This window comes from Pseudomonas sp. FG47, from assembly GCF_057809115.1.
Window position 1 is genome coordinate 34,522 of record NZ_JBMDJI010000029.1, and the last position, 20,954, is coordinate 55,475.

Genomic DNA, 20,954 nt, shown 5'->3' on the forward strand with positions numbered 1-20,954 from the left:
CCGCCCCGTGGCCGGCCGCATGGTTATCCGTCATTGACCCTGGCTGACCAGGGCGTCTACAGGCTCAATAGTATCCTGTCGTACCGTCGCGCCGAACTGCCGAATCATCTGCTGGATGAGCGGATCCTGCTCGATCGATACTTCGGCGTCGCGCTGGCGGTTGGCGCGCTTGCGCGCTGCAGCCTGGGCCGGGGTTTCCTGCTCGGGGCGGATCAACTCGATGCTCAGGTTGATGCTACGCCCCAGCAGCTGGTTGAGCGCGTCGTTCAGGCGCCGTTGCTGGGTGGCATTGAACAGCGCGCCCTGGCCTGGGTCCAGGTGCAGCAGCCAATCGTCGCCCTCGGTGGCGATCAGGGTACAGTTGGCGGCGATGTTGCCTGTCATCCCAGAGACAGGCAACTGTGGGAATAATTCCAGCCATTGCAGGGCCAGACCGGTGGCCGGCTGAGCGGCGGGCAAGGGTTCAGGCGCCTGGACAGGGGGCTCTTCCTGGACGTGCTCGGCGAGTTCGTCCAGATAGCTGAAACCGGCCGGGTCGCTGTCCGGGGTGTAGTAATCCTCATCGCCTGGCGGTTCGTCATCGCGCTCCATGCCCGCCGGGCTGTAGGCGGACGGGTCGAACGGCGGCGCGTCATCGTCGGGCTGGTAGTGCGCCGGTTCGGCGGCAGGCGGCTCAGGCTCAGGTTCGATAGCCACTGGCACAGGCGCGGCGACAGGCTCTTCCCACGGCAAGTCGACGACGTCCTCGACCGCTGCCGGCAGCACCGCCGGTTCAGAGACGGGCTCTGGCGTCGCTGGCTCGACCGCCGCGGGCGCTGCCACTGGGGCCGCCTCGACAACCTCGGCCGGCACGGCAACGGGCACCACTGGCGGCGTGACGACAGCAGCCGCCGCTGCCACCGGTGTGGTTGGATCAGCTGTGGCCTGGCTGATCCCCACCGGCTTTAGCACTGGCTTCGGCGCATCGTCGGCATCGGCCGGACGGAACGCCAGCATGCGCAGCAGGACCATTTCGAAGCCGCCACGTGGGTCCGGTGCCAACGGCAGGTCACGGCGGCCAATCAGGCCCATCTGGTAATAGAACTGCACGTCTTCGGCCGGCAGGGCCTGAGCCAGCGCCAGCACTCGGTCGCGGTCGCCCTGGCCGTTGTCGACGGCCTCCGGCAGCGCCTGGGCAATGGCCACCCGGTGCAGCACGTTGAGCATTTCCGAGAGCACGCCGTTCCAGTCCGGGCCTTGCTCGGCCAGGTCACGCACCGCCTCCAGCAGCGCCCGGGCATCGCCCTCGAGCAGCGCCTGGAGCACGCCGTACACCTGGCCATGATCGAGGGTGCCGAGCATCGCCCGCACATCGGCTGCCAGCACTCGCCCTTCACCGAAGGCAATGGCTTGGTCGGTCAGGCTCATGGCGTCGCGCATCGAGCCGTCGGCGGCGCGCCCGAGCAGCCACAGGGCATCGTCCTCGAACGGCACGTTCTCGGCGCCCAGCACGTGGCTAAGGTGTTCGACCACGCGCTCCGGGCTCATGTTCTTCAGCGAGAACTGCAAGCAGCGCGACAGGATGGTTGCCGGCAACTTTTGCGGGTCGGTGGTGGCGAGGATGAACTTGACGTAGGGCGGCGGCTCTTCCAGCGTCTTCAACAGGGCGTTGAACGAGTGGGTGGAAAGCATGTGCACTTCGTCGATCAGGTAGACCTTGAAGCGCCCGCGGCTGGGGGCATACTGCACGTTGTCGAGCAGTTCGCGGGTGTCCTCGACCTTGGTGCGGCTGGCGGCGTCGATCTCGATCAGGTCGACGAAGCGGCCCTCGTCGATCTCCCGGCATACCGAGCAGGTGCCGCAGGGCGTCGAGGTGATGCCGGTCTCGCAGTTCAGGCACTTGGCGATGATCCGCGCGATGGTGGTCTTGCCTACGCCACGGGTGCCGGTGAACAGATAGGCGTGGTGCAGGCGCTGGTTGTCCAGGGCGTTGATCAAAGCCTTGAGCACATGGGTCTGGCCGACCATTTCGCGGAACGAGCGCGGACGCCATTTACGTGCAAGAACCTGATAACTCATCAAAAAACCATCGTGACCGGAGCGGGCGGAAAGAGCGCTAATGCTAGCGGAGCGGGGCCAAAATTGCACCCTGCCGTTGTCGTCCAGGCGCAAGCCTGGGCAGACCGCCAAGGCGCCAAGCCCTCCTGCCCTGTCCGCCTACCCCCGCAGGCACCAGGCCAGGGTCCAGGCGCTAAGGAACAGCCCAAGGCCAAACACGCAGTGCGTCGCCAGGCTGCGCAGGCAACTACGCAGCGGCGCCGGGGTGTTCGCCGCGAAGTAACCGGCGCCCAGAGCCGGTTGCACGACGCACAAGGGCACCAGTACGGTCACCGCCCCGACCAGCAATGCTGGCCACAGGCTAGGTGCGCGCAGCCAGGGCTCCCCAACCATCGCCACCAGCAACAGGGCGAACGCCAGCCCGGTGGCATAGTGGATCAGCCAGCCCCAGCCGAGCTCGCCGCGTACTGGCGCGGCCTTGCCGATCGCCACATGACGCCAGCGCCCCTGCAGCAGATGCCCGGCCCAGCGGCCAATCATCGCGTAGTTCAGGGTGGTAACGCCCAGGCGCTTGAGCAGCCAGGTCCACAGGTCCATGACCAGGGTCGCGCCGATACCGACCAGCACGATGCAGAGACCGAGGAGTGAGGTAGTCACGGTGAAAGTCCTTGGCAAGTTGACGAAAAGGTACCTGCCAAGCAGCATGCAAGTTGAAGTCGACTTCAAGTCAAGGGGGATTGCCATGGACATTGCCGATGTCGCCCGGCGCACCGGGGTGCCTGCATCGACACTGCGTTATTACGCGAACAAGGGACTGCTCAAGTCACTGGCCGGCCGCGGCCAGCGCCGACAGTTTCCAGCCGACACAGCAGAACGCCTGGCACTGATCGCCCTCGGCCAGGCAGCCGGGTTCTCCCTGGACGAGGTGGCGGCGATGCTCGTTGAGCAGCAGGTCGACCGGCAGATGTTGCTGGCCAAGGCCGACGAGATCGACCACAAGGTCCGACGCTTGCAAGCCATGAGCAAAGGGTTGCGCCATGCAGCGGCCTGCCCCGGAGCGCATCATCTGCACTGCCCGACATTCCAGCGCTTGATGCAGGTATCGGCCAGCCAGGGCAAGCGCGGCAGATTAGCCAGCAAGGCCTGAAACCCGCCCCGCGATGGCTGGCAGCGCCTTCGCCGGTATCGCGGGGCGCTCCCAGGCCCCATCCAGCAAGCCTCAGTAACCGTGCAACTCGCGAAACGGCTGGCTCTTGTGGTAGTCGATCCACTCCTGCACATCGTACGGCAGGTACAACTGCCGGCGCGCCCGCGACAAGGCGATATACACCGCGCAGATCCGCACATCGAATGCGTAGGCATCCTTGAAGCGCTGGGTGGTCATCAACTCTGGCGTCAGCAGCACCTGGTCGAACTCCAGCCCGCCGGCCTCCTCGGCCTGCATCAGGATCAGGCTGCCCCGCCGATCCGCGACCCGGGCATCGAGCAGGGTCAGGTCGGCCAGCTTGAACCCAGCTTCCAGGCGCGCCTCGACCCACTGGAACGACGCATCGAAGCGCTCCGACTCACGCACCTGCCGCCAATCGAGCAGATGGGCAAAATAGCCGTGCTGACCCTCGGCATCCGGCCCCGTGGCATGGAACGCCGACCTGAACAGGCTGACTGCCGTGGCCATGAAGCGGCGCATGTCGGGCCAGTCGGGGAAGCTCAGCAGGCAGTTGCAATCGACCAGTTCCATGGCCCAGCGCATGGTGTCCCAACGCGAGGCTGTCAGCACCACGCAACCCTCGGGCGGCACAAAACCTTCAGGGAAGTGCTCTATCCCGACATCCACGGCGTCCGCCGCCTCGAAGGCCACCTTGGATTTTTGCGAGTGCACGCCAATCAACGGGTTGATCAGGCGCTCGACCTGGCGCCCGGAGCGCACGGCGAACGCCATGTCCTTGTGCCGCACCTGGCGCTCGCGGCGCACCACCTCGCCACTGGCCTTCTGGTATTCATCACCCAGGGTGATCAGCACCTGGCGGCCGCGCTCGATGGTTTGCAGCAGCGACGCCGGCACATCCTGGCTCTCATCGATGATCACATGGCTGAAACGCCCGGGCACGCTGCAACCGGCCAAACTCGCGCGCTTGATCAGCAGCAGAGCCTCGAAGCCGGTCTGCGCGCCCCAGGCCGGGTTCGCCTCCAGGTAGCGCCACAGCCGGCTGGCGTACTCCAGCAACACCTGCGCATCGAGGGCCGACAGCGCCTGGCGAAAGAACGGCAAGTGGCGGTTCGACAGGCTGTAGTCCCGCGACTCGCAGTAGCGTTGCAGCACTTCAAGGCAGATATCCAGGGCATGCTCGGCGTCGTACTGGCGTAGCCCGACGATGCCCAGTTCTTCGGCCAGGCGGCGCTTGCCCGGCCCCCGCGGCGACGCCTTGGCCGCCGGCCGGGCCTCCTTGAGCAGCGCGCGGGCGAACTGGCCGAAGGTCATGCCGACCCTGGCCTGGGCATCCAGCCCCATGCGCTGGCGCAGGGCACCCAGCTTGGCCGGCGTGCGCGCCAGGGCCAGCACCCGCCCCCGCGGCAGGCAGTCCATCAGCGCGCCGAGCAGGTAGCTCTTGCCGATCCCGGCATAACCTTGCACATGCAGGTCTTCATCAAGGTTGGCGCGCACCACCTTGAGCAGCTTGTCCTGTTCGACGGTCAGCCAGCGCTCCTTGTCGAAGCCCGTGGTCACCTGCTGGCTGAACGGGTCGCCGTCTTGCTGCAGACGGATACGGAAAGCGAAATCCCACTTGCCGTCCGCCAGCAGGTAGGCCCGCGCCCGTACCTGTTCGGCATCGAGCAGGCGCAGCCGGGAGCCCTTGATTACCTCAAGGCCGAAGTACAGCTTGCGCGCATCGAACAGTCGGCGCGCCTCCGACAACAGGCCGACATCGGCCGAATGCGGCCCGTCCACTGCCCAGGCCAGCAACCGCCCCAGCACCTTCTCGGCGGCCAGCGCATCGACCTTGGCGCCGCTCTGGGCCAGGTTCTGGATCACCAGCAACGCTGCGAGTTCGGGCTCGCTCAGGGCCTCGAGCGCGGGCGCGCCTTCGGCCTGCAACAGCCCCTGGCAGACCTCGGCGGTCACCGGCAAATAGACCGGACAGGAAAAGTCGAAGTGTTCAGGCTGCATGAGGGCGCAGGTTCCGGGCAAACATTCAGGATTCGCCGGGCTCGGCGCTCAGCGTGAAGCGGTAGGCGCCGAGCGAGCCGGCCATGTCGGCGCATTGGCTGCCCGGCCGAGGCTCGGCCAGGGCGTCATCGAGTTCGTGCAAGGCCAGCTCGAGCAACTTGCGCAGATCTCGCGCATTCTTCGCCGAGACCTGCAGGTGCAGCTCGAGTGGCGTGGCGCTGGGCGTCACGCTGGCCGGCGGGGTTGCCTCCTCGAGAATCCGCTCATGCTCCTCTTCCATCTGGTCGAGCACCTGCGACAGCTCCAGCACACGCTCGGGCTGGGCGGCCATCTGGTCCTTGATTTCCAGGCGGCGCAGTTGCCACTCACGGATTTTCTGGCGGGTGAGCTCGTCGACATGTTCCACGGTCGCTATCTCCTGGCCGAACGGACTGAAACGCTGGGATGCATGATAAGGCCACACGCTGCTTTGTGCAGGTGCGAAGACGTATGCAGACGTAAGAAGGGCTGACGCGGCAGGCACCATGAGCTTTAGCGGGCCTGAAATGGAGGCGGCCCCACCAGCCACACCCCGGCACTCGATGTTCCCGCTATGGCTGCTCCCTTCCGGGCCTGACCAGGTTAACGGGTAATCAATGCGGGGGGACCGATGGGGCCACCACGACGGCTCGCCAAGTGACGAGCCGCGCCATTGTACAGCGCCAGGGCGAAGTTACAACCTTTGATCGTGAAAAAACCATCATTTCTCAAGGACTTGTGGGAGCGGGCTGGCCCCGCGACAAGGCCAGCGGGTTCAGACGCTGATACCGCGCTCCGCCAGGAAGCCCACGAATGCCTCCTCGTCCATCACCGCAACACCCAGCTCAGCGGCCTTGGCCAGCTTGGAGCCAGCGCCGGGGCCGGCGACCACGCAGTGGGTCTTGCCGGACACCGAGCCCGCCACCTTGGCTCCCAGGCTTTCCAGCTTGTCCTTGGCGATATCGCGGCTCATGCGCTCCAGGGTACCAGTCAGTACCCAGGTCTGGCCGGCCAGGGGCAGGCCCTCGGCGGTCTTCTTCTCGCACGACCAGTGCATGCCGAAGTCCAGCAACTGGGCCTCGATGGCACGGGCCAACTGCTGGTTGGCCTCGACCTTGAAGAACTCGCGCACGCCGTCGGCCGCCTTGGTATTCAAGGCCTGGCGCAGGTCGATGCCATCGGCGGCAATGATCTTGTCCAGGGTGCCCAGCTTGTCGACCAGCTTCTCGGCCCCGGTGGGCCCCACCGACGGGATATCGAGCTTGGCGAGCATGCCGGCCAGGGTGGTGCTGGCCGCGAATTCGGCAGCCAGCTCGCCCTCCTCCTGCAACTGCATGCCGCTCTCGAGCAATTGCCTGATCACCGCGCGGTTGTGCTCGTCCTCGAAGAAGTTGTGGATCTCGTGGGCGACTTCCAGGCCGATGTCCGGCAGGTAGGTGAGCACTTGCGGCAAGGCCACCTGCACCCGCGCCAGGCTGCCCAGCGAGCGCGCCAGCACCTTGGCGGTTTCCTCGCCCACGTCAGGGATGCCCAGGGCGTAGATGAAGCGCGCCAGGCTCGGGCGCTTGCTGGCTTCGATGGCCTCCAGCAACTTGCGGCTGGAGACCTCGGCGAAACCTTCGAGAGCGACCACCTGCTCGAACGCGAGCTGGTAGAGGTCGGCTGGCGAGCGAATCAGGTTCTCATCGACCAACTGCTCGACGCTCTTCTCGCCCAGGCCGTCGATATCCATGGCCCGGCGCGACACGTAGTGGATGATCGCCTGCTTGAGCTGGGCAGCGCAGCTCAGGCGCCCGACGCAGCGGTACACCGCGCCTTCACTGGTGGTTTCCTTGCCCTTGCTGCGCTTGACCAGCTGGGTGCGCTCGACCTGCGAGCCGCACACCGGGCAACTGCTCGGCACCTCGACCGCGCGGGCATGCGCGGGGCGACGCTCGAGCACCACCTGCATTACCTGGGGAATCACGTCACCGGCCCGGCGGATGATCACCGTGTCGCCAATGCGCAGGCCCAGGCGGGCAATCTCGTCCATGTTGTGCAAGGTGGCGTTGGACACCGTGACCCCGGCGACCTTGACCGGCTTGAGGCGGGCCACCGGAGTCACCGCGCCAGTACGGCCGACCTGGAACTCGACATCGAGCACCTCGGTGAGCTCTTCCATGGCCGGGAACTTGTGGGCGATGGCCCAGCGCGGCTCACGGGCGCGGAAGCCCAGTTCGCGCTGCGCGGCCAGGGCATTGACCTTGAACACCACGCCGTCGATCTCGTAGGGCAAGTCGTTGCGACGGGCGCCGATATCGCGGTAATAGGCCAGGCACTCCTCGATCCCGGCGGCGTGACGCAGCTCGCGGCTGATCGGCAGACCCCAGGTCTTGAGCTTCTCGAGAATGTCGATATGGCTGTCGCCGAACGGCTCGGACACCTGGCCAACGCCATAGCAGCAGAACTCCAGCGGGCGACTGGCGGTGATCTTCGAGTCCAGTTGGCGCAAGCTGCCGGCGGCGGCGTTGCGCGGGTTGGCGAAGGTCTTGCCGCCGGCCTCGGCCTGGGCGGCATTGAGCCGGTCGAAACCGGCCTTGCTCATGTACACCTCGCCCCGCACTTCCAGTACCGTCGGCCAGCCCTGCCCTTGCAACTTCAGCGGGATGTTGCGCACGGTACGCACGTTGGCGCTGATGTCCTCGCCGGTGCTGCCGTCGCCACGGGTGGCCCCTTGCACCAGCTGGCCATCGCGGTACAGCAGGCTCACCGCCAGGCCGTCGAGCTTGGGCTCGCAGCTGTAGTCGACGGCGGCGCGGGTGGCGAACAAGTCGCCGCCCGGCAGGTCCAGGCCCTCGACCACGCGGCGGTCGAAATCGCGCAGGTCGTCTTCCTCGAAGGCATTGCCCAGGCTGAGCATGGGAATTTCATGACGTACCTGGCTGAACGCGGCAAGCGCCGCGCCGCCGACGCGCTGGGTCGGTGAATCTGGGGTCACCAGGTGCGGGTGCTCGGCCTCCAGCGCCTTGAGCTCCCTGAACAGGCGATCATATTCGGCGTCCGGCACGCTGGGCTCATCGAGCACGTAATAGCGGTAGTTGTGCTGGTCGAGCTCGGCACGCAACTCATGGATTCGGGATTCGGCGTTCATTCTTCGTCTTCTCTTGCAAAGCAAAAGAGCAGCCCCAGGCTGCTCTTTTGCTTGAATCATCGCGAAGTGGGCGAGGCAAGGCCCACTCGCTCGGGTACATCAGCGTTTCTGGGTCAGCGCGCGGCGCTCGAACTCGACGATGCGCTGGCGGTAGTGCTCGATGGTCTGGGCGGTCAGCACGCTGCGCTGGTCGTCCTTGAGTTCGCCATCGAGCTCATGGGCCAGCTTGCGGGCGGCGGCGACCATCACGTCGAACGCCTGCTTGGGGTGACGCGGGCCCGGCAGGCCGAGGAAAAAGCTCACGGCGCGGGTGCTGAAGTGGTCGATGTCGTCCAGGTCGAACACCCCTGGCTTGACCGCGTTGGCCATGGAGAACAGCACTTCGCCGTGACCGGCCATGCTCTCGTGACGGTGGAAGATGTCCATGTCGCCGAAGCGCAGGCCGCTTTCCAGGATGTTCTGCAGCAAGGCAGGGCCCTTGAAGCCGCCTTCATCACGGGAGATCACGCTGATCACCAGCACCTCCTCGGCGGGCGGCAGCTCCTTGGCCGGGGTGCTGGCTGTGGCGAAGCTGCCATTGCGCTTGCTGTCGGCGGCGAGCTCGTCGCGGCCTTCGTCGAACAGGTCGGGCTCGCGCGGCTCGGCGGCCAGGTTCAGGTCACCCTGCTGCGGTTCGCTGTTGTTGCGTTTGCCACGCTTGGCGGCCTTGGCCGGCTTGGCTTCGCGCTCACGCTCGCGTTCACGCGCGGGCGCGCTCACCGAGGGCAGGTCGCTTTCGTCCAGCTCGGGCTCTTTATGGGTATCCAGCACACGTGCAGGGCCAAGCACCTCGGCGCTGCCCTCATCGTCCGGAACGTTGGCGTAGCTACGGTCCAGACGGAATTTCAACTTGCCCTTGCCGCCGCGCATGCGGCGCCAGCCGTCGAAAAGAATACCGGCGATGACAATGATGCCGATGACGATCAGCCACTCGCGCAGACCGATTTCCATGTAATCCCGTGCCTCTATAAAAAATATGCTTGAAAACAAAGGCTTCAAAGGCCTTTAACACGTGGCGCCAACTCTATGTTCTGACAGGCGTTTTACCCACGCAAAAAACAAGTGACATAAAGCTAGCACGACCAAAGGCAACTTTACACCGTCTGTCGCATCTGCCGAGGAAATTGCCTACAAGATCGACCTCTTTCATACACCTCATGTGTCAACCATGGCCATGGCCTCTTCCACATCAACTGCTACAAGACGTGAACAACCCGGCTCGTGCATGGTCACCCCCATCAGTTGATCCGCCATCTCCATGGCAATCTTGTTATGGGTGATGTAGATGAACTGCACGGTTTCGCTCATTTCCTTCACCAGTCGCGCATAGCGGCCAACGTTGGCGTCGTCCAGCGGCGCGTCGACCTCGTCGAGCATGCAGAACGGCGCCGGATTCAGCTTGAAGATGGCGAACACCAGTGCCAGTGCCGTCAATGCCTTCTCGCCGCCGGACAGCAAATGGATGGTGCTGTTCTTCTTGCCCGGCGGGCGCGCCATGATCGTCACCCCTGTATCGAGTAGATCTTCGCCCGTCAGTTCCAGATAAGCGCTGCCGCCACCGAAAACTTTTGGGAAAAGTGCCTGTAATCCGGCATTTATCTGATCAAAGGTATCCTTGAAGCGGTTCCGGGTTTCCTTGTCGATCTTGCGAATGACGTTTTCCAGGGTATCGAGCGCCTCGACCAGGTCGGCGTCCTGGGCATCCAGGTAGCGCTTGCGCTCGGACTGCTGTTCGTACTCCTCGATGGCCGCCAGGTTGATCGCGCCCAGGCGCTGAATACGCGCCTCGAGTTGCTCCAGCTCCTGCTCGGTGCCTTGCTCGCTGGCATCGGCCTCGAGCGTGGCGAGCACGCCCTGAAGATCGTAGCCGTCGGCCAGCAATTGTTCCTGCAGGGTCTTGCGCCGCACATCCAGCCCCTGGGACTCCAGACGCTGTTGCTCCAACTGGCCGCGCAGCATCTGCGACTGCTGTTCGGCCTGGGTGCGGCGGCGTTCGGCATCGCGCAGTTCGCGGTCGGCCTCGTCCATGTGCAGGCGGGCCTGGCGCATCTGCTCATCGACACTCATGCGTCGCTCGAGCAGCTCCTCGAGCTTCAGGCGCAGCTCTTCGAGCGGCGCCTCGCCCTCCTCCAGATTCAGGTTCAGTTGTTCCTGGCGCTCGCTCAGGCGCGCGGCCTGCTGCTCCAGGCGCTCGAGGGCCTGGCGGGTGGAATCGTGCTGGGCGCGCAGCGAGCCCAGGCGCACGGCCAGTTGATGGGCGTGATCCTTATACTGGCGGGCTTCCTGGCGGACCCGGTCAAGGCCTTCGCGCAGGGTGTCGCGGCGCGCCATCAGTTGCTCGCGCTGCTCGGTGTCCTGGGCCATCAGGTCGAGTGACTCCTGCAACAGCAGGCGCGCCTCGCCCAACTGCTCGTGCTCCAGGGCGCGCTGCTCCTGGAGCTCGGCCAATTCTTCGTGCAAGCGTCGGCGGCGCAGTTCGAGCTGTTCGGCCCGGGCTCGGCCAGCCGACAGGCGCGCCTTGAGCTCACCGTGCTGGCGGCTCTCGTCCTGGCTGCGACGGCGCAACTGCTCGCGCTGCTCCTCCAGGTCGAGCTGTTGTTCACGCAGGCGCTGCAGTTGCTCGTCAAGCTGTTCGAGCGACGCCTCCTGCTCCAGCTGCTCCTGGGCCAGGCGTTCGATTTCCTGGCCCCTGGCCAGCACGCCGCCCTGGGATTCACCCCCGCGGCTGACCCGCAGGAAATGCCGCCCGACCCAGTATCCGTCGCGGCTGACCAGGCTTTGCCCAGCAGCCAGCGACGCCCGCTGCGCCAACGCCTGCTCCAGCGTTTCAACCGGCCTGACCTGCCCCAGCCAGGCCGACAGATCGGCCCGCCCCTCGACCTTGTCGAGCAGGCTGCCGGCAACGCGCGAGCCCTCGTCCACGGCCAGCAGCAGGCGCAGATCGCCCTGCTCCAGCGCGGCGAAGTCCAGGCCGGCGAAGTCGTCCAGCAACACGGCCTGCAGGTCTGCGCCAAGCACCGTTTCCACCGCCAGCTCCCAACCGGGCTCGACCCGCAGCCCCTCGGCCAGGCGCGGGCACTGCTCCAGGCCCTGGGCGCGCAGCCAGTCGGCGGCCCCCACACCGGGCTCCAACGCAGCCTGCTGCAAGGCCTCCAGCGAGGCCAGGCGCCCGCCCAGGCGCTGCAGATCACCCTGCTGTTGCTGTTGCGCCTGGCTGGTCTGCTGCAATTGTTCGCGCAACCCTTCCAGGCGCTCGACCACCTGCTGCTCTTGCAGGTGCAGCTCCTCGAGCAGCAACTCGCTGCTGGCCACTTGCTCGCCCAGATCGAACGTCTCGGTGTCCTGGGTATCACCACCGAGTTGCTCGCCCTCCTCGCCGAGCTTGCGCTGGCGCTCGGCCAGGCGCTCCAGGCTGGATTCGAGCTGCGCCAGGCGAGCCTGCTGCACCTCGGCCTGGCGGCGCGGCTCGGCGGAGCGGGTGTTGAAGCCGTCCCACTGTTCTTGCCAGCCATGCATGCCAAGCTCAGCTTCCTCCAGGGTCGCGGCGGCCTCCTCGGCTGCGGCCAGGGTCAGCTCCTGCTCCGGTTCGAGCATCGCCAATTCTTCGCCAAGGGTCGCCAGCAAGGTGCGGTCGTGCCCCAGGTGCGACTCGGTTTCCAGGCGGGTGCGCTCGGCCTCCTTGAGGTCGTCCTGCAACTGGCGCAGGCGCTGCTGGCCATGCTGGATGCTCTGCTCGACCCGGGCAATATCACCGGCCACCGAATAGAAGCGGCCCTGCACCTGATTGAAATGCTCGGACAACTCGTGATGGCCATCGCGCAAGCGCTCGATGCTGGCGTCGGCGTTGCGCTGCTCGGCCACCAGCGCCTCGAAGGCGATCTCCTGGTCGCCAATGACCGTCTCTCGCTGACGCACGCGGGCATCCAGTTCACGCCAGCGCAAGGCCGACAGGCGCGCCTTGAGCTGACGTTCCTGGGCCTTGTACTCGCGGTACTTCTCGGCAGCCTGGGCCTGGCGGTGCAGACGTTCGAGCTGGCGCTCCAGCTCCTCGCGCAGGTCGGTCAGGCGCGCCAGGTTTTCCTGGGTGCGGCGAATGCGGTTTTCGGTTTCGCGGCGGCGCTCCTTGTACTTGGAGATCCCCGCCGCTTCCTCGATGAAGTTGCGCAGTTCCTCGGGCTTGGCCTCGATCAGCTTGCTGATCATGCCCTGCTCGATGATCGAGTAGCTGCGCGGCCCCAGGCCGGTGCCGAGGAAGATATCGGTGATATCCCGGCGCCGGCACTTGGTGCCGTTCAGGTAATAAGTGTTCTGACCGTCACGGGTGACCTTGCGCCGGATCGAGATCTCGGCATAAGCGGCGTACTCGCCCACCAGGCTGTTGTCGCTGTTGTCGAACACCAGCTCGATGCTCGCCTGGCTGACCGGCTTGCGGCTGGTGGAGCCATTGAAGATGACGTCGGTCATCGACTCGCCACGGAGGTTCTTCGCCGAACTCTCGCCCATCACCCAGCGTACCGCGTCGATGATGTTGGACTTGCCGCAGCCATTAGGGCCGACCACCGCCGCCATGTTGCTGGGGAAGTTGACGGTGGTCGGGTCGACGAACGACTTGAACCCGGCCAGGCGAATGCACTTCAGGCGCATGGCTTCAGGCTCGCGCCAGCGCCGCCAGCACCAGCTCGCAGCTGCGCTGGCAATAGGCGGTGAGGACCTCGCGGATGCGCGGCAGGTCGCGGGCGACCACCGCCTCGAGCAGGCTGGCGAACAGGGTGAGGTAGTCGACCATGCTGGCCTGGCGCTGGTCGAGGGCCAGGTAATAGGCACGGCTCATGGCCGGCTGCAGGTTCTCGACGGTCTCCTGCAGGTACGGGTTGTTGGCGAACGGATAAGCCGCGCGCATCACCGCGAAACTGTCGGCGACGAAGGCCTTGATGTCCTTGCCGACGTGGGCCTGCTGCAAACGCTGCTGGATCTCCAGGAACGGGCGCAGGTCGCTGTCGCTGCGCCAATGCTCGGCGACGGCGTTGCCCAGCAAGATGTAGAACTCGCCCATCAGGGTGCACAGGCTGCGCACGCTATTTTCGTCCAGCTCGGTCACATGGGCGCCGCGACGCGGCAGGATCGCCACCAGGTGGCGACGTTCGAGGATCAGCAGCGCCTCGCGCACCGAGCCGCGGCTGACGTTGAGGGCCTGGGTGACCTTCTGCTCCTGGATGCGCTCGCCGGGTGCGAGTTCGCCGCGGATGATCCGCTCGGCCAGGTAGTGGGCAATTTGCTCGGAGAGGCTGTCCGGCGCCTTGAACGTCATGGTTTTCCTTCGCGATCTGGGTAGCTGTGCACAAGGGCGCGATTGTAGCGCACTTGCCCTGCGCTCGCGCAGCGCGACGAGGTGCTTTGTGCGACTGTCGGGTCGAGCGTGGGCCACGCCGCGAACTATGCTTGGGAAAAGGCTCGATGAGGCGGTTTGGAAAGGGTTCGAGCAAAATCTTGACCTTTGGGTCAGAAAATTATTGACCACAAGGTCAAGCGTTGCTTAGAGTCCGCCCGAACAACAATAAAACCATTGCGAGGCCCTCCCCCGTGATCCAGTTTCTCGTCAACCAGGAGCTGCGCAGCGAGCACGCCCTGGACCCGAACATGACGGTGCTGCAATACCTGCGCGAGCACCTGGGCAAGCCCGGCACCAAGGAAGGCTGCGCCAGCGGCGACTGCGGCGCCTGTACCGTGGTCGTCGGCGAACTGCTACAGGACGAACAGGGCAGCGACAGCATCCGCTACCGCAGCCTGAACTCATGCCTGACGTTCGTCTCGTCGCTGCACGGAAAACAGCTGATCAGCGTCGAGGGCCTCAAGCACCAGGGCGAACTGCACAGCGTGCAACAGGCCATGGCCGACTGCCATGGCTCGCAATGCGGCTTCTGCACCCCAGGCTTCGTCATGTCGCTGTTCGCCTTGCAGAAGAACAGCAGCGGCCACGACCTGCACCAGGCCCAGGAAGCACTGGCTGGCAATCTGTGCCGTTGCACCGGCTACCGGCCGATCCTCGACGCCGCCGAACAGAGCTGCGCGCGCCCCTGCCGCGACCAGTTCGACGCCCAACAGGCACAGACCATCGCCCGCCTCAAGGCCATCGCCCCACAACAGACCGGCGAGCTCAACAGCGGCGACAAGCGCTGCCTGGTGCCGCTGACCGTGGCCGACCTGGCCGAGCTGTACAGCTCGCACCCCGAAGCCCGGCTGCTGGCCGGCGGCACCGACCTGGCCCTGGAGGTCACCCAGTTCCACCGCACCTTGCCGGTGATGATCTACGTCGGCCATGTCGCCGAGCTCAAGCGCATCGACAAGCGCGCCAGCCACCTGGAGATCGGCGCCGCCACCCCGCTGACCGACTGCTACGCCGCGCTCAACGAGGAATACCCCGACTTCGGCGCCCTGCTGCACCGCTTCGCCTCGCTGCAGATCCGCAACCAGGGCACCCTGGGCGGCAACATTGGCAACGCCTCGCCGATCGGCGATTCGCCGCCCCTGCTGATCGCCCTGGATGCGCAGATCGTCCTGCGCCAGGGCGAGCGCCAACGCACCCTGGCGCTGGAGGACTACTTCATCGACTACCGCATCACCGCGCGCCAGGACAGCGAGTTCATCGAGAAGATCATCGTGCCGCGCGCCAGCAACGACTGGACGTTCCGCGCCTATAAGGTGTCCAAGCGCCTGGATGACGATATCTCCGCGGTGTGCGCGGCATTCAACCTGAGCCTCGACAACGGCGTGGTCAGCGGCGTGCGCATCGCCTTTGGCGGCATGGCGGCAATCCCGAAACGCGCCCGCGCCTGCGAAGCCGCGCTGCGCGGCAAGCCCTGGAACCAGGCCAGCGTCGAACGCGCCTGCCAGGCCCTGGCCGAGGACTTCACCCCGCTCAGCGACTTCCGCGCCAGCCGCGAGTACCGCCTGCTGACCGCGCAGAACCTGCTGCGCAAGTACTTCATCGAACTGCAAACACCGCACATCGAAACCCGGGTGACCGCCTATGTCTAACCATCACGCCGTCAAGAGCCAGGCCGAGATGGCCGCATTGTTCAGCCAGGGCCTGACCACCGGGGTCGGCCGCAGCCTCAAGCACGACAGCGCCGACAAGCACGTGGCCGGCGAGGCGGTGTACATCGACGACCGCCTGGAATTCCCCAACCAGTTGCACGTCTATGCGCGCACCGCCGACCGCGCCCACGCGCGTATCCTGCGCATCGACACCACGCCCTGCTACCAATTCGAAGGCGTGCGTATCGCCATTACCCATGAAGACATCCCAGGCCTCAAGGACATCGGCCCAGTGGTCGCTGGCGACCCGCTGCTGGCCATCGACAAGGTCGAGTTCTTCGGCCAGCCGGTACTCGCCGTGGCCGCCCGCGACCTGGACACCGCCCGCCGCGCCGCCATGGCCGCCATCGTCGAGTACGAAGACCTGGAGCCAGTGCTCGACGTGGTCGAAGCCCTGCGCAAGAAGCACTTCGTGCTCGACAGCCACACCCACCAGCGCGGCGACTCGGTCGCCGCCTTGGCCAGCGCCCCGCACCGTATCCAGGGCACCCTGCACATCGGTGGCCAGGAGCACTTCTACCTGGAAACCCAGATCAGCTCGGTAATGCCCAGCGAAGACGGCGGCATGATCGTCTACTGCTCCACGCAGAACCCCACCGAGGTGCAGAAGCTGGTGGCCGAGGTGCTCGACGTGCCGATGCACAAGATCGTCGTCGACATGCGCCGCATGGGTGGCGGTTTCGGCGGTAAGGAGACCCAGGCTGCCAGCCCCGCGTGCCTGTGCGCGGTGATCGCGCGCCTGACCGGCCAGCCAACCAAGATGCGCCTGCCACGGGTCGAGGACATGACCATGACCGGCAAGCGCCACCCGTTCTATGTCGAGTACGACGTAGGCTTCGACGACACAGGCCGCCTGCACGGGATCAATTTCGATCTGGCCGGCAACTGTGGCTACTCGCCGGACCTGTCCGGCTCGATCGTCGACCGCGCCATGTTCCACTCCGACAACGCCTACTACCTGGGCGACGCTACCGTGCACGGCCACCGCTGCAAGACCAACACGGCCTCCAACACCGCCTACCGCGGTTTCGGCGGGCCGCAGGGCATGGTCGCCATCGAGCAGGTGATGGACCATATCGCCCGCCACCTGGCCCTCGACCCACTGGCGGTGCGCAAGGCCAACTACTACGGCAAGACCGAGCGCAACGTCACCCACTACTACCAGACCGTCGAGCACAACATGCTCGACGAGATGACCGCCGAACTGGAGGCCAGCAGCGACTACCACGAGCGCCGCGAGTCGATCCGTCGCTTCAACGCCAACAGCCCGGTGCTGAAGAAAGGCCTGGCGCTGACCCCCGTAAAGTTCGGCATCTCGTTCACCGCCACCTTCCTCAACCAGGCCGGCGCCTTGATCCACATCTACACCGACGGCAGCATCCACCTCAACCACGGCGGCACCGAGATGGGCCAGGGCCTGAACACCAAGGTCGCCCAGGTGGTGGCAGAGGTGTTCCAGGTGGACTTCAACCGTATCCAGATCACCGCCACCAACACCGACAAGGTGCCCAACACTTCGCCCACCGCCGCTTCCAGCGGTGCCGACCTGAACGGCAAGGCCGCGCAGAATGCCGCCGAGATACTCAAGAAGCGCCTCACCGAGTTCGCCGCGCGGCATTACAACGTCACCGAGGAAGACGTCGAGTTCCGCAACGGCCATGTGCGCGTGCGCGAGCAGATCGTCAGCTTCGAGCAGTTGGTGCAGCAGGCTTACTTCGCCCAGGTGTCGCTGTCGACCACCGGTTTCTACCGTACTCCGAAGATTTTCTACGACCGCACCCAGGCCCGTGGCCGCCCGTTCTACTACTTCGCCTTCGGCGCCGCCTGCGTGGAAGTGATCGTCGACACCCTGACCGGCGAGTACAAGATGTTGCGCGCCGACATCCTGCATGACGTGGGAGACTCGCTGAACCCGGCCATCGACATCGGCCAGGTGGAAGGCGGCTTCATCCAGGGCATGGGCTGGCTGACCACCGAGGAACTGGTGTGGAACGCCAAGGGCAAGCTGATGACCAACGGCCCGGCCAGCTACAAGATCCCGGCGGTGGCCGACATGCCGCTGGACATGCGGGTCAAGCTGGTGGAGAACCGCAAGAACCCCGAGGACACGGTGTTCCATTCCAAGGCCGTGGGCGAGCCGCCATTCATGCTCGGCATCGCCGCCTGGTGCGCGATCAAGGATGCGGTGGCGAGCATCGCCGACTACCGGGTGCAACCGAACATCGACGCGCCATCGACGCCGGAGCGGGTGCTGTGGGGCTGCGAGCAGATGCGCAAGGCGGTGGCTGCGCAGCAGCCTGTGGAGCCCGCTTTGGAAACTGTCACCCACTGAAAACGCGGGACCCTGTAGGAGCGGCCTTGTGTCGCGAAAGGGCTGCGTAGCAGCCCCAGAAATCTTCATCGCTGCACAGATGTTGGGGCCGCTTCGCGCCCCTTTCGCGACACAAGGCCGCTCCTACAAAGGGCACGAGGAGGATTGAAGACATGCACCAATGGATCAACGCCCTCGCCGAGCATCAAGCGCGCGGCGAACCCTGCGTGCTGGTGACCATCATCGAGGAGCGCGGCTCCACGCCGCGCAACGCCGGCTCGAAGATGGTGGTCAGCGCCAGCGCGCTGTACGACACCATCGGCGGCGGCCACCTGGAGTTCAAGGCCCTGCACATCGCCCGGCAGATGCTGGAGGAACACCGCAGCACCCCGCACCTGGAGCGCTTCAGCCTCGGCGCCAGCCTCGGCCAGTGCTGCGGCGGCGCCACCGTGCTGCTGTTCGAGCCGATGACCGGGGTGCAGGCCGAGATCGCCGTGTTCGGCGCGGGCCATGTCGGCCGGGCTCTGGTACCCTTGCTCGCCGCGCTGCCCTGCCGGGTGCGCTGGATCGATTCGCGCGAACAGGAATTCCCCGAGGTCATCCCCAATGGGGTGAGCAAAATCGTCAGCGAAGAGCCGGTCGACGAAGTCGCCGACCTACCCGCCGGCAGCTACTGCATCGTCATGACCCACAACCACCAGCTGGACCTGGAGCTGACCGCCGCGATCCTCAAGCGCAACGACTTCACCTGGTTCGGCCTGATCGGCTCGAAGACCAAGCGTGTCAAGTTCGAGCACCGCCTGCGCGAGCGCGGCTTCGAAGACGCGCTGATGGCGCGCATGCGCTGCCCGATGGGCCTGGCCGAGGTCAAGGGCAAGCTGCCGATCGAGATCGCCGTGTCCATCGCCGCCGAAATCATTGCCACCTACAACGCCTGCTTCGGCCAGCACGACGCTGCCGCCAATTCAGGCCCCATCGCCCAGTTGCTGCCGTCCTCGCGACGCAGCCAGACCCTTTGACGAGAGCCCCATGAGCGCAACCCGCAAAGCCTACCGAGCCGCCATCCTGCACAGCATCGCCGACCCCGCCGAGGTCGGCCTGGAGGCGTCCTGCGAATACTATGAAGACGGCCTGCTGGTAGTCGACGGCGGCCGCATCAGCGCCCTGGGCCATGCCAGCGAACTGCTGCCGACCCTCGACGCCGACATCCCGGTGCAACACTACCAGGACGCCCTGATCACCCCGGGCTTCATCGACACCCATATCCACTTCCCGCAGACCGGCATGATCGGCTCCTACGGCGAGCAGTTGCTGGACTGGCTGAACACCTACACCTTCCCGTGCGAGAAGCAGTTCGCCGACAAGGCCCACGCCGACCAGGTGGCGAAGATCTTCCTCGCCGAACTCCTGCGCAATGGCACCACCACCGCGCTGGTGTTCGGCAGCGTGCATCCGGAGTCGGTCAACGCCCTGTTCGAGGAGGCCGAACGCCTGGACTTGCGCCTGATCGCCGGCAAGGTGATGATGGACCGCAACGCCCCCGACTACCTCACCGACACCGCCGAATCCAGCTACCGCGACAGCAAGGCACTGATCGAGCGCTGGCACGGCAAGGGCCGCCTGCACTACGCGGTGACCCCGCGCTTCGCCCCGACCAGCACGCCGGAACAGTTGAGCGTGGCCGGCCAGTTGCTCAAGGAGCACCCAGGCGTCTACCTGCACACCCACCTGTCGGAGAACCTCAAGGAGATCGACTGGGTCAAGGAGCTGTTCCCGCAGCAGAAAGGCTACCTGGATGTCTATGACCACTTCGAGCTGCTCGGCGAGCGCTCGGTGTTCGCCCACGGCGTGCACCTGTGCGACAGCGAATGCCAGCGCCTGGCCGAAACCGGTTCGGCCATCGCCTTCTGCCCGACCTCCAACCTGTTCCTCGGCAGCGGCCTGTTCAACCTGCCCCAGGCCGAGCGCCTCAAGGTCAATGTCGGCCTGGGCACCGATGTCGGCGCCGGCACCAGCTTCTCGCTGCTCAACACCCTGAACGAGGCGTACAAGGTAATGCAGCTGCAAGGCGCGCGCCTGCACCCGTACAAGTCGCTGTACCTGGCCACTCTCGGCGGCGCTCGCGCGCTGCGCCTGGACGACCGCATCGGCAGCCTGCGCCCGGGTAATGATGCCGACTTCGTGGTGCTTGACTACAAGGCCACCCCGCTCTTGGACTACCGCCTACAGCAGTCGAAGAATATCGAGGAAACCCTGTTCGTGCTCACCACCCTGGGCGACGACCGTACCGTGCGCGAAACCTACGCCGCCGGACGTCGCGTGCACCAGCGCTAAGGCTGTTTCGCCAAGCCTCGGTACAGCGCACCGCCGATCGCCGCGCCGATCAGCGGTGCCAGCCAGAACAGCCACAGCTGTTGCAGCGCCCAGCCGCCGACGAACAAGGCAGGCCCGGTGCTACGTGCCGGGTTCACCGAAGTGTTGGTGACCGGGATCGAGATCAGGTGGATCAAGGTCAGCGCCAGGCCAATGGCGATCGGCGCGAACCCAGCCGGCGCCCGGGCATCGGTGGCACCCATGATGATCACCAGGAACATCGCGGTCATCACCACCTCGCTGACAAAGCCCGCCGCCAGGCTGTAGCCACCCGGCGAGTGTTCGGCATAACCGTTGGAAGCCAGCCCGTTGGCCAGCTCGAAGCCGGCCTTGCCACTGGCGATGAAATAGATCACCGCCGCGGCGAGAATCGCGCCGATCACCTGGGCAACCACGTAGGGCAGCAATTCTTTAGCCGGAAACCGCCCACCCACCACCAGGCCGAACGACACGGCGGGGTTGAGATGGCAACCGGAGATATGGCCGATGGCGAAGGCCATGGTCAGCACGGTCAGGCCGAAGGCGAACGCGACGCCGAGCACCCCGATGCCGACCGGCGAACTGGCGGCCAGCACCGCGCTGCCACAACCACCGAGTACCAACCAGAAGGTACCGACCAGCTCGGCACCCATGCGCACACCCAGGGAAGTAGTCATGGACCTCTCCTCAAGTCATTGGACGCAACGTTTGCGCAAGCCCAACCACATTGAAAAGGGGTTTGCAACTAGTAAATCTATCAGGACCCCGGCAAATGACCAGTAACGACAAGGGCCGCCTCGGGCCCC

The 20,954-nt window shown here is 65.6% G+C and carries 14 protein-coding genes and 1 other RNA gene; 5 read left to right on the plus strand and 10 right to left on the minus strand.

All coding sequences use genetic code 11. The annotated features are described in order from the left end of the window. Positions 1 to 30: 30 nt before the first annotated feature. Positions 31 to 2,058, minus strand: coding sequence for a DNA polymerase III subunit gamma/tau (gene dnaX / locus ACODS5_RS19005; RefSeq protein ID WP_489109389.1), 2,028 nt, complete (start codon positions 2,056 to 2,058; stop codon positions 31 to 33). 138 nt (positions 2,059 to 2,196) lie between these two features. After that, positions 2,197 to 2,742, minus strand: coding sequence for a DUF2938 domain-containing protein (locus ACODS5_RS19010; protein WP_489109390.1), 546 nt, complete (start codon positions 2,740 to 2,742; stop codon positions 2,197 to 2,199). A 37-nt stretch (positions 2,743 to 2,779) separates the two neighbouring features. Between ACODS5_RS19010 and ACODS5_RS19015 the strand changes: the two genes are divergently transcribed. Next, positions 2,780 to 3,184, plus strand: a complete 405-nt coding sequence (locus ACODS5_RS19015; RefSeq protein WP_489109391.1) for a helix-turn-helix domain-containing protein — start codon at positions 2,780 to 2,782, stop codon at positions 3,182 to 3,184. Between the two features lie 72 nt (positions 3,185 to 3,256). Here the strand turns inward: ACODS5_RS19015 and ACODS5_RS19020 are convergent, their stop codons facing one another. From ACODS5_RS19020 to ACODS5_RS19050, 7 genes are all read right to left on the minus strand, one after another. After that, the gene (locus ACODS5_RS19020) at positions 3,257 to 5,203 is read right to left on the minus strand and encodes a hypothetical protein (RefSeq protein WP_489109392.1); all 1,947 of its coding nucleotides are present in this window, start codon (positions 5,201 to 5,203) and stop codon (positions 3,257 to 3,259) included. 25 nt (positions 5,204 to 5,228) lie between these two features. Continuing rightward, positions 5,229 to 5,609 carry a hypothetical protein gene (locus ACODS5_RS19025; protein WP_489109393.1) on the minus strand — a complete coding sequence of 127 codons (381 nt, stop codon included), beginning with the start codon at positions 5,607 to 5,609 and terminating at the stop codon, positions 5,229 to 5,231. A 149-nt stretch (positions 5,610 to 5,758) separates the two neighbouring features. Next, positions 5,759 to 5,855: signal recognition particle sRNA small type (ffs, locus tag ACODS5_RS19030), an RNA gene on the minus strand. A 141-nt stretch (positions 5,856 to 5,996) separates the two neighbouring features. Continuing rightward, complete coding sequence (ligA, locus tag ACODS5_RS19035) at positions 5,997 to 8,351, minus strand: NAD-dependent DNA ligase LigA (RefSeq protein WP_134693538.1); 2,355 nt, start codon at positions 8,349 to 8,351, stop codon at positions 5,997 to 5,999. A 99-nt stretch (positions 8,352 to 8,450) separates the two neighbouring features. Continuing rightward, positions 8,451 to 9,341, minus strand: a complete 891-nt coding sequence (gene zipA, locus ACODS5_RS19040; protein ID WP_134693537.1) for a cell division protein ZipA — start codon at positions 9,339 to 9,341, stop codon at positions 8,451 to 8,453. A 204-nt stretch (positions 9,342 to 9,545) separates the two neighbouring features. Next, positions 9,546 to 13,034, minus strand: coding sequence for a chromosome segregation protein SMC (smc, locus tag ACODS5_RS19045; protein ID WP_489109394.1), 3,489 nt, complete (start codon positions 13,032 to 13,034; stop codon positions 9,546 to 9,548). A gap of 4 nt (positions 13,035 to 13,038) precedes the next feature. Further along, positions 13,039 to 13,698 carry a GntR family transcriptional regulator gene (locus ACODS5_RS19050; RefSeq protein ID WP_134693535.1) on the minus strand — a complete coding sequence of 220 codons (660 nt, stop codon included), beginning with the start codon at positions 13,696 to 13,698 and terminating at the stop codon, positions 13,039 to 13,041. Between the two features lie 272 nt (positions 13,699 to 13,970). Here ACODS5_RS19050 and xdhA point away from each other — a divergent pair, with 272 nt between their 5' ends. From xdhA to guaD, 4 genes are all read left to right on the plus strand, one after another. Continuing rightward, complete coding sequence (gene xdhA / locus ACODS5_RS19055) at positions 13,971 to 15,425, plus strand: xanthine dehydrogenase small subunit (protein WP_489109395.1); 1,455 nt, start codon at positions 13,971 to 13,973, stop codon at positions 15,423 to 15,425. After that, positions 15,418 to 17,817: a xanthine dehydrogenase molybdopterin binding subunit gene (gene xdhB / locus ACODS5_RS19060; RefSeq protein WP_489109396.1), complete on the plus strand. Its 2,400-nt coding sequence runs from the start codon at positions 15,418 to 15,420 to the stop codon at positions 17,815 to 17,817. Before xdhA ends, xdhB begins: the two co-directional genes overlap by 8 nt. 152 nt (positions 17,818 to 17,969) lie before the next feature. Then, positions 17,970 to 18,815 carry a xanthine dehydrogenase accessory protein XdhC gene (gene xdhC, locus ACODS5_RS19065; RefSeq protein ID WP_489109397.1) on the plus strand — a complete coding sequence of 282 codons (846 nt, stop codon included), beginning with the start codon at positions 17,970 to 17,972 and terminating at the stop codon, positions 18,813 to 18,815. 10 nt (positions 18,816 to 18,825) lie between these two features. Further along, positions 18,826 to 20,130 carry a guanine deaminase gene (guaD, locus tag ACODS5_RS19070; protein WP_489109398.1) on the plus strand — a complete coding sequence of 435 codons (1,305 nt, stop codon included), beginning with the start codon at positions 18,826 to 18,828 and terminating at the stop codon, positions 20,128 to 20,130. Here the strand turns inward: guaD and aqpZ are convergent. Then, positions 20,127 to 20,825: an aquaporin Z gene (aqpZ, locus tag ACODS5_RS19075; protein ID WP_134693530.1), complete on the minus strand. Its 699-nt coding sequence runs from the start codon at positions 20,823 to 20,825 to the stop codon at positions 20,127 to 20,129. The two genes, guaD and aqpZ, sit on opposite strands and share 4 nt — an antisense overlap. Positions 20,826 to 20,954: the final 129 nt, after the last annotated feature.

Bases quoted from the DNA above. Each gene is read 5' to 3' on its own strand.
- dnaX (WP_489109389.1), bottom strand. From the start codon at position 2,058: ATGAGTTATCAGGTTCTTGCACGTAAATGGCGTCCGCGCTCGTTCCGC.
- ACODS5_RS19010 (WP_489109390.1), bottom strand. From the start codon at position 2,742: ATGCTGCTTGGCAGGTACCTTTTCGTCAACTTGCCAAGGACTTTCACC.
- ACODS5_RS19015 (WP_489109391.1), top strand. From the start codon at position 2,780: ATGGACATTGCCGATGTCGCCCGGCGCACCGGGGTGCCTGCATCGACA.
- ACODS5_RS19020 (WP_489109392.1), bottom strand. From the start codon at position 5,203: ATGCAGCCTGAACACTTCGACTTTTCCTGTCCGGTCTATTTGCCGGTG.
- ligA (WP_134693538.1), bottom strand. From the start codon at position 8,351: ATGAACGCCGAATCCCGAATCCATGAGTTGCGTGCCGAGCTCGACCAG.
- zipA (WP_134693537.1), bottom strand. From the start codon at position 9,341: ATGGAAATCGGTCTGCGCGAGTGGCTGATCGTCATCGGCATCATTGTC.
- smc (WP_489109394.1), bottom strand. From the start codon at position 13,034: ATGCGCCTGAAGTGCATTCGCCTGGCCGGGTTCAAGTCGTTCGTCGAC.
- ACODS5_RS19050 (WP_134693535.1), bottom strand. From the start codon at position 13,698: ATGACGTTCAAGGCGCCGGACAGCCTCTCCGAGCAAATTGCCCACTAC.
- xdhB (WP_489109396.1), top strand. From the start codon at position 15,418: ATGTCTAACCATCACGCCGTCAAGAGCCAGGCCGAGATGGCCGCATTG.
- xdhC (WP_489109397.1), top strand. From the start codon at position 17,970: ATGCACCAATGGATCAACGCCCTCGCCGAGCATCAAGCGCGCGGCGAA.
- guaD (WP_489109398.1), top strand. From the start codon at position 18,826: ATGAGCGCAACCCGCAAAGCCTACCGAGCCGCCATCCTGCACAGCATC.
- aqpZ (WP_134693530.1), bottom strand. From the start codon at position 20,825: ATGACTACTTCCCTGGGTGTGCGCATGGGTGCCGAGCTGGTCGGTACC.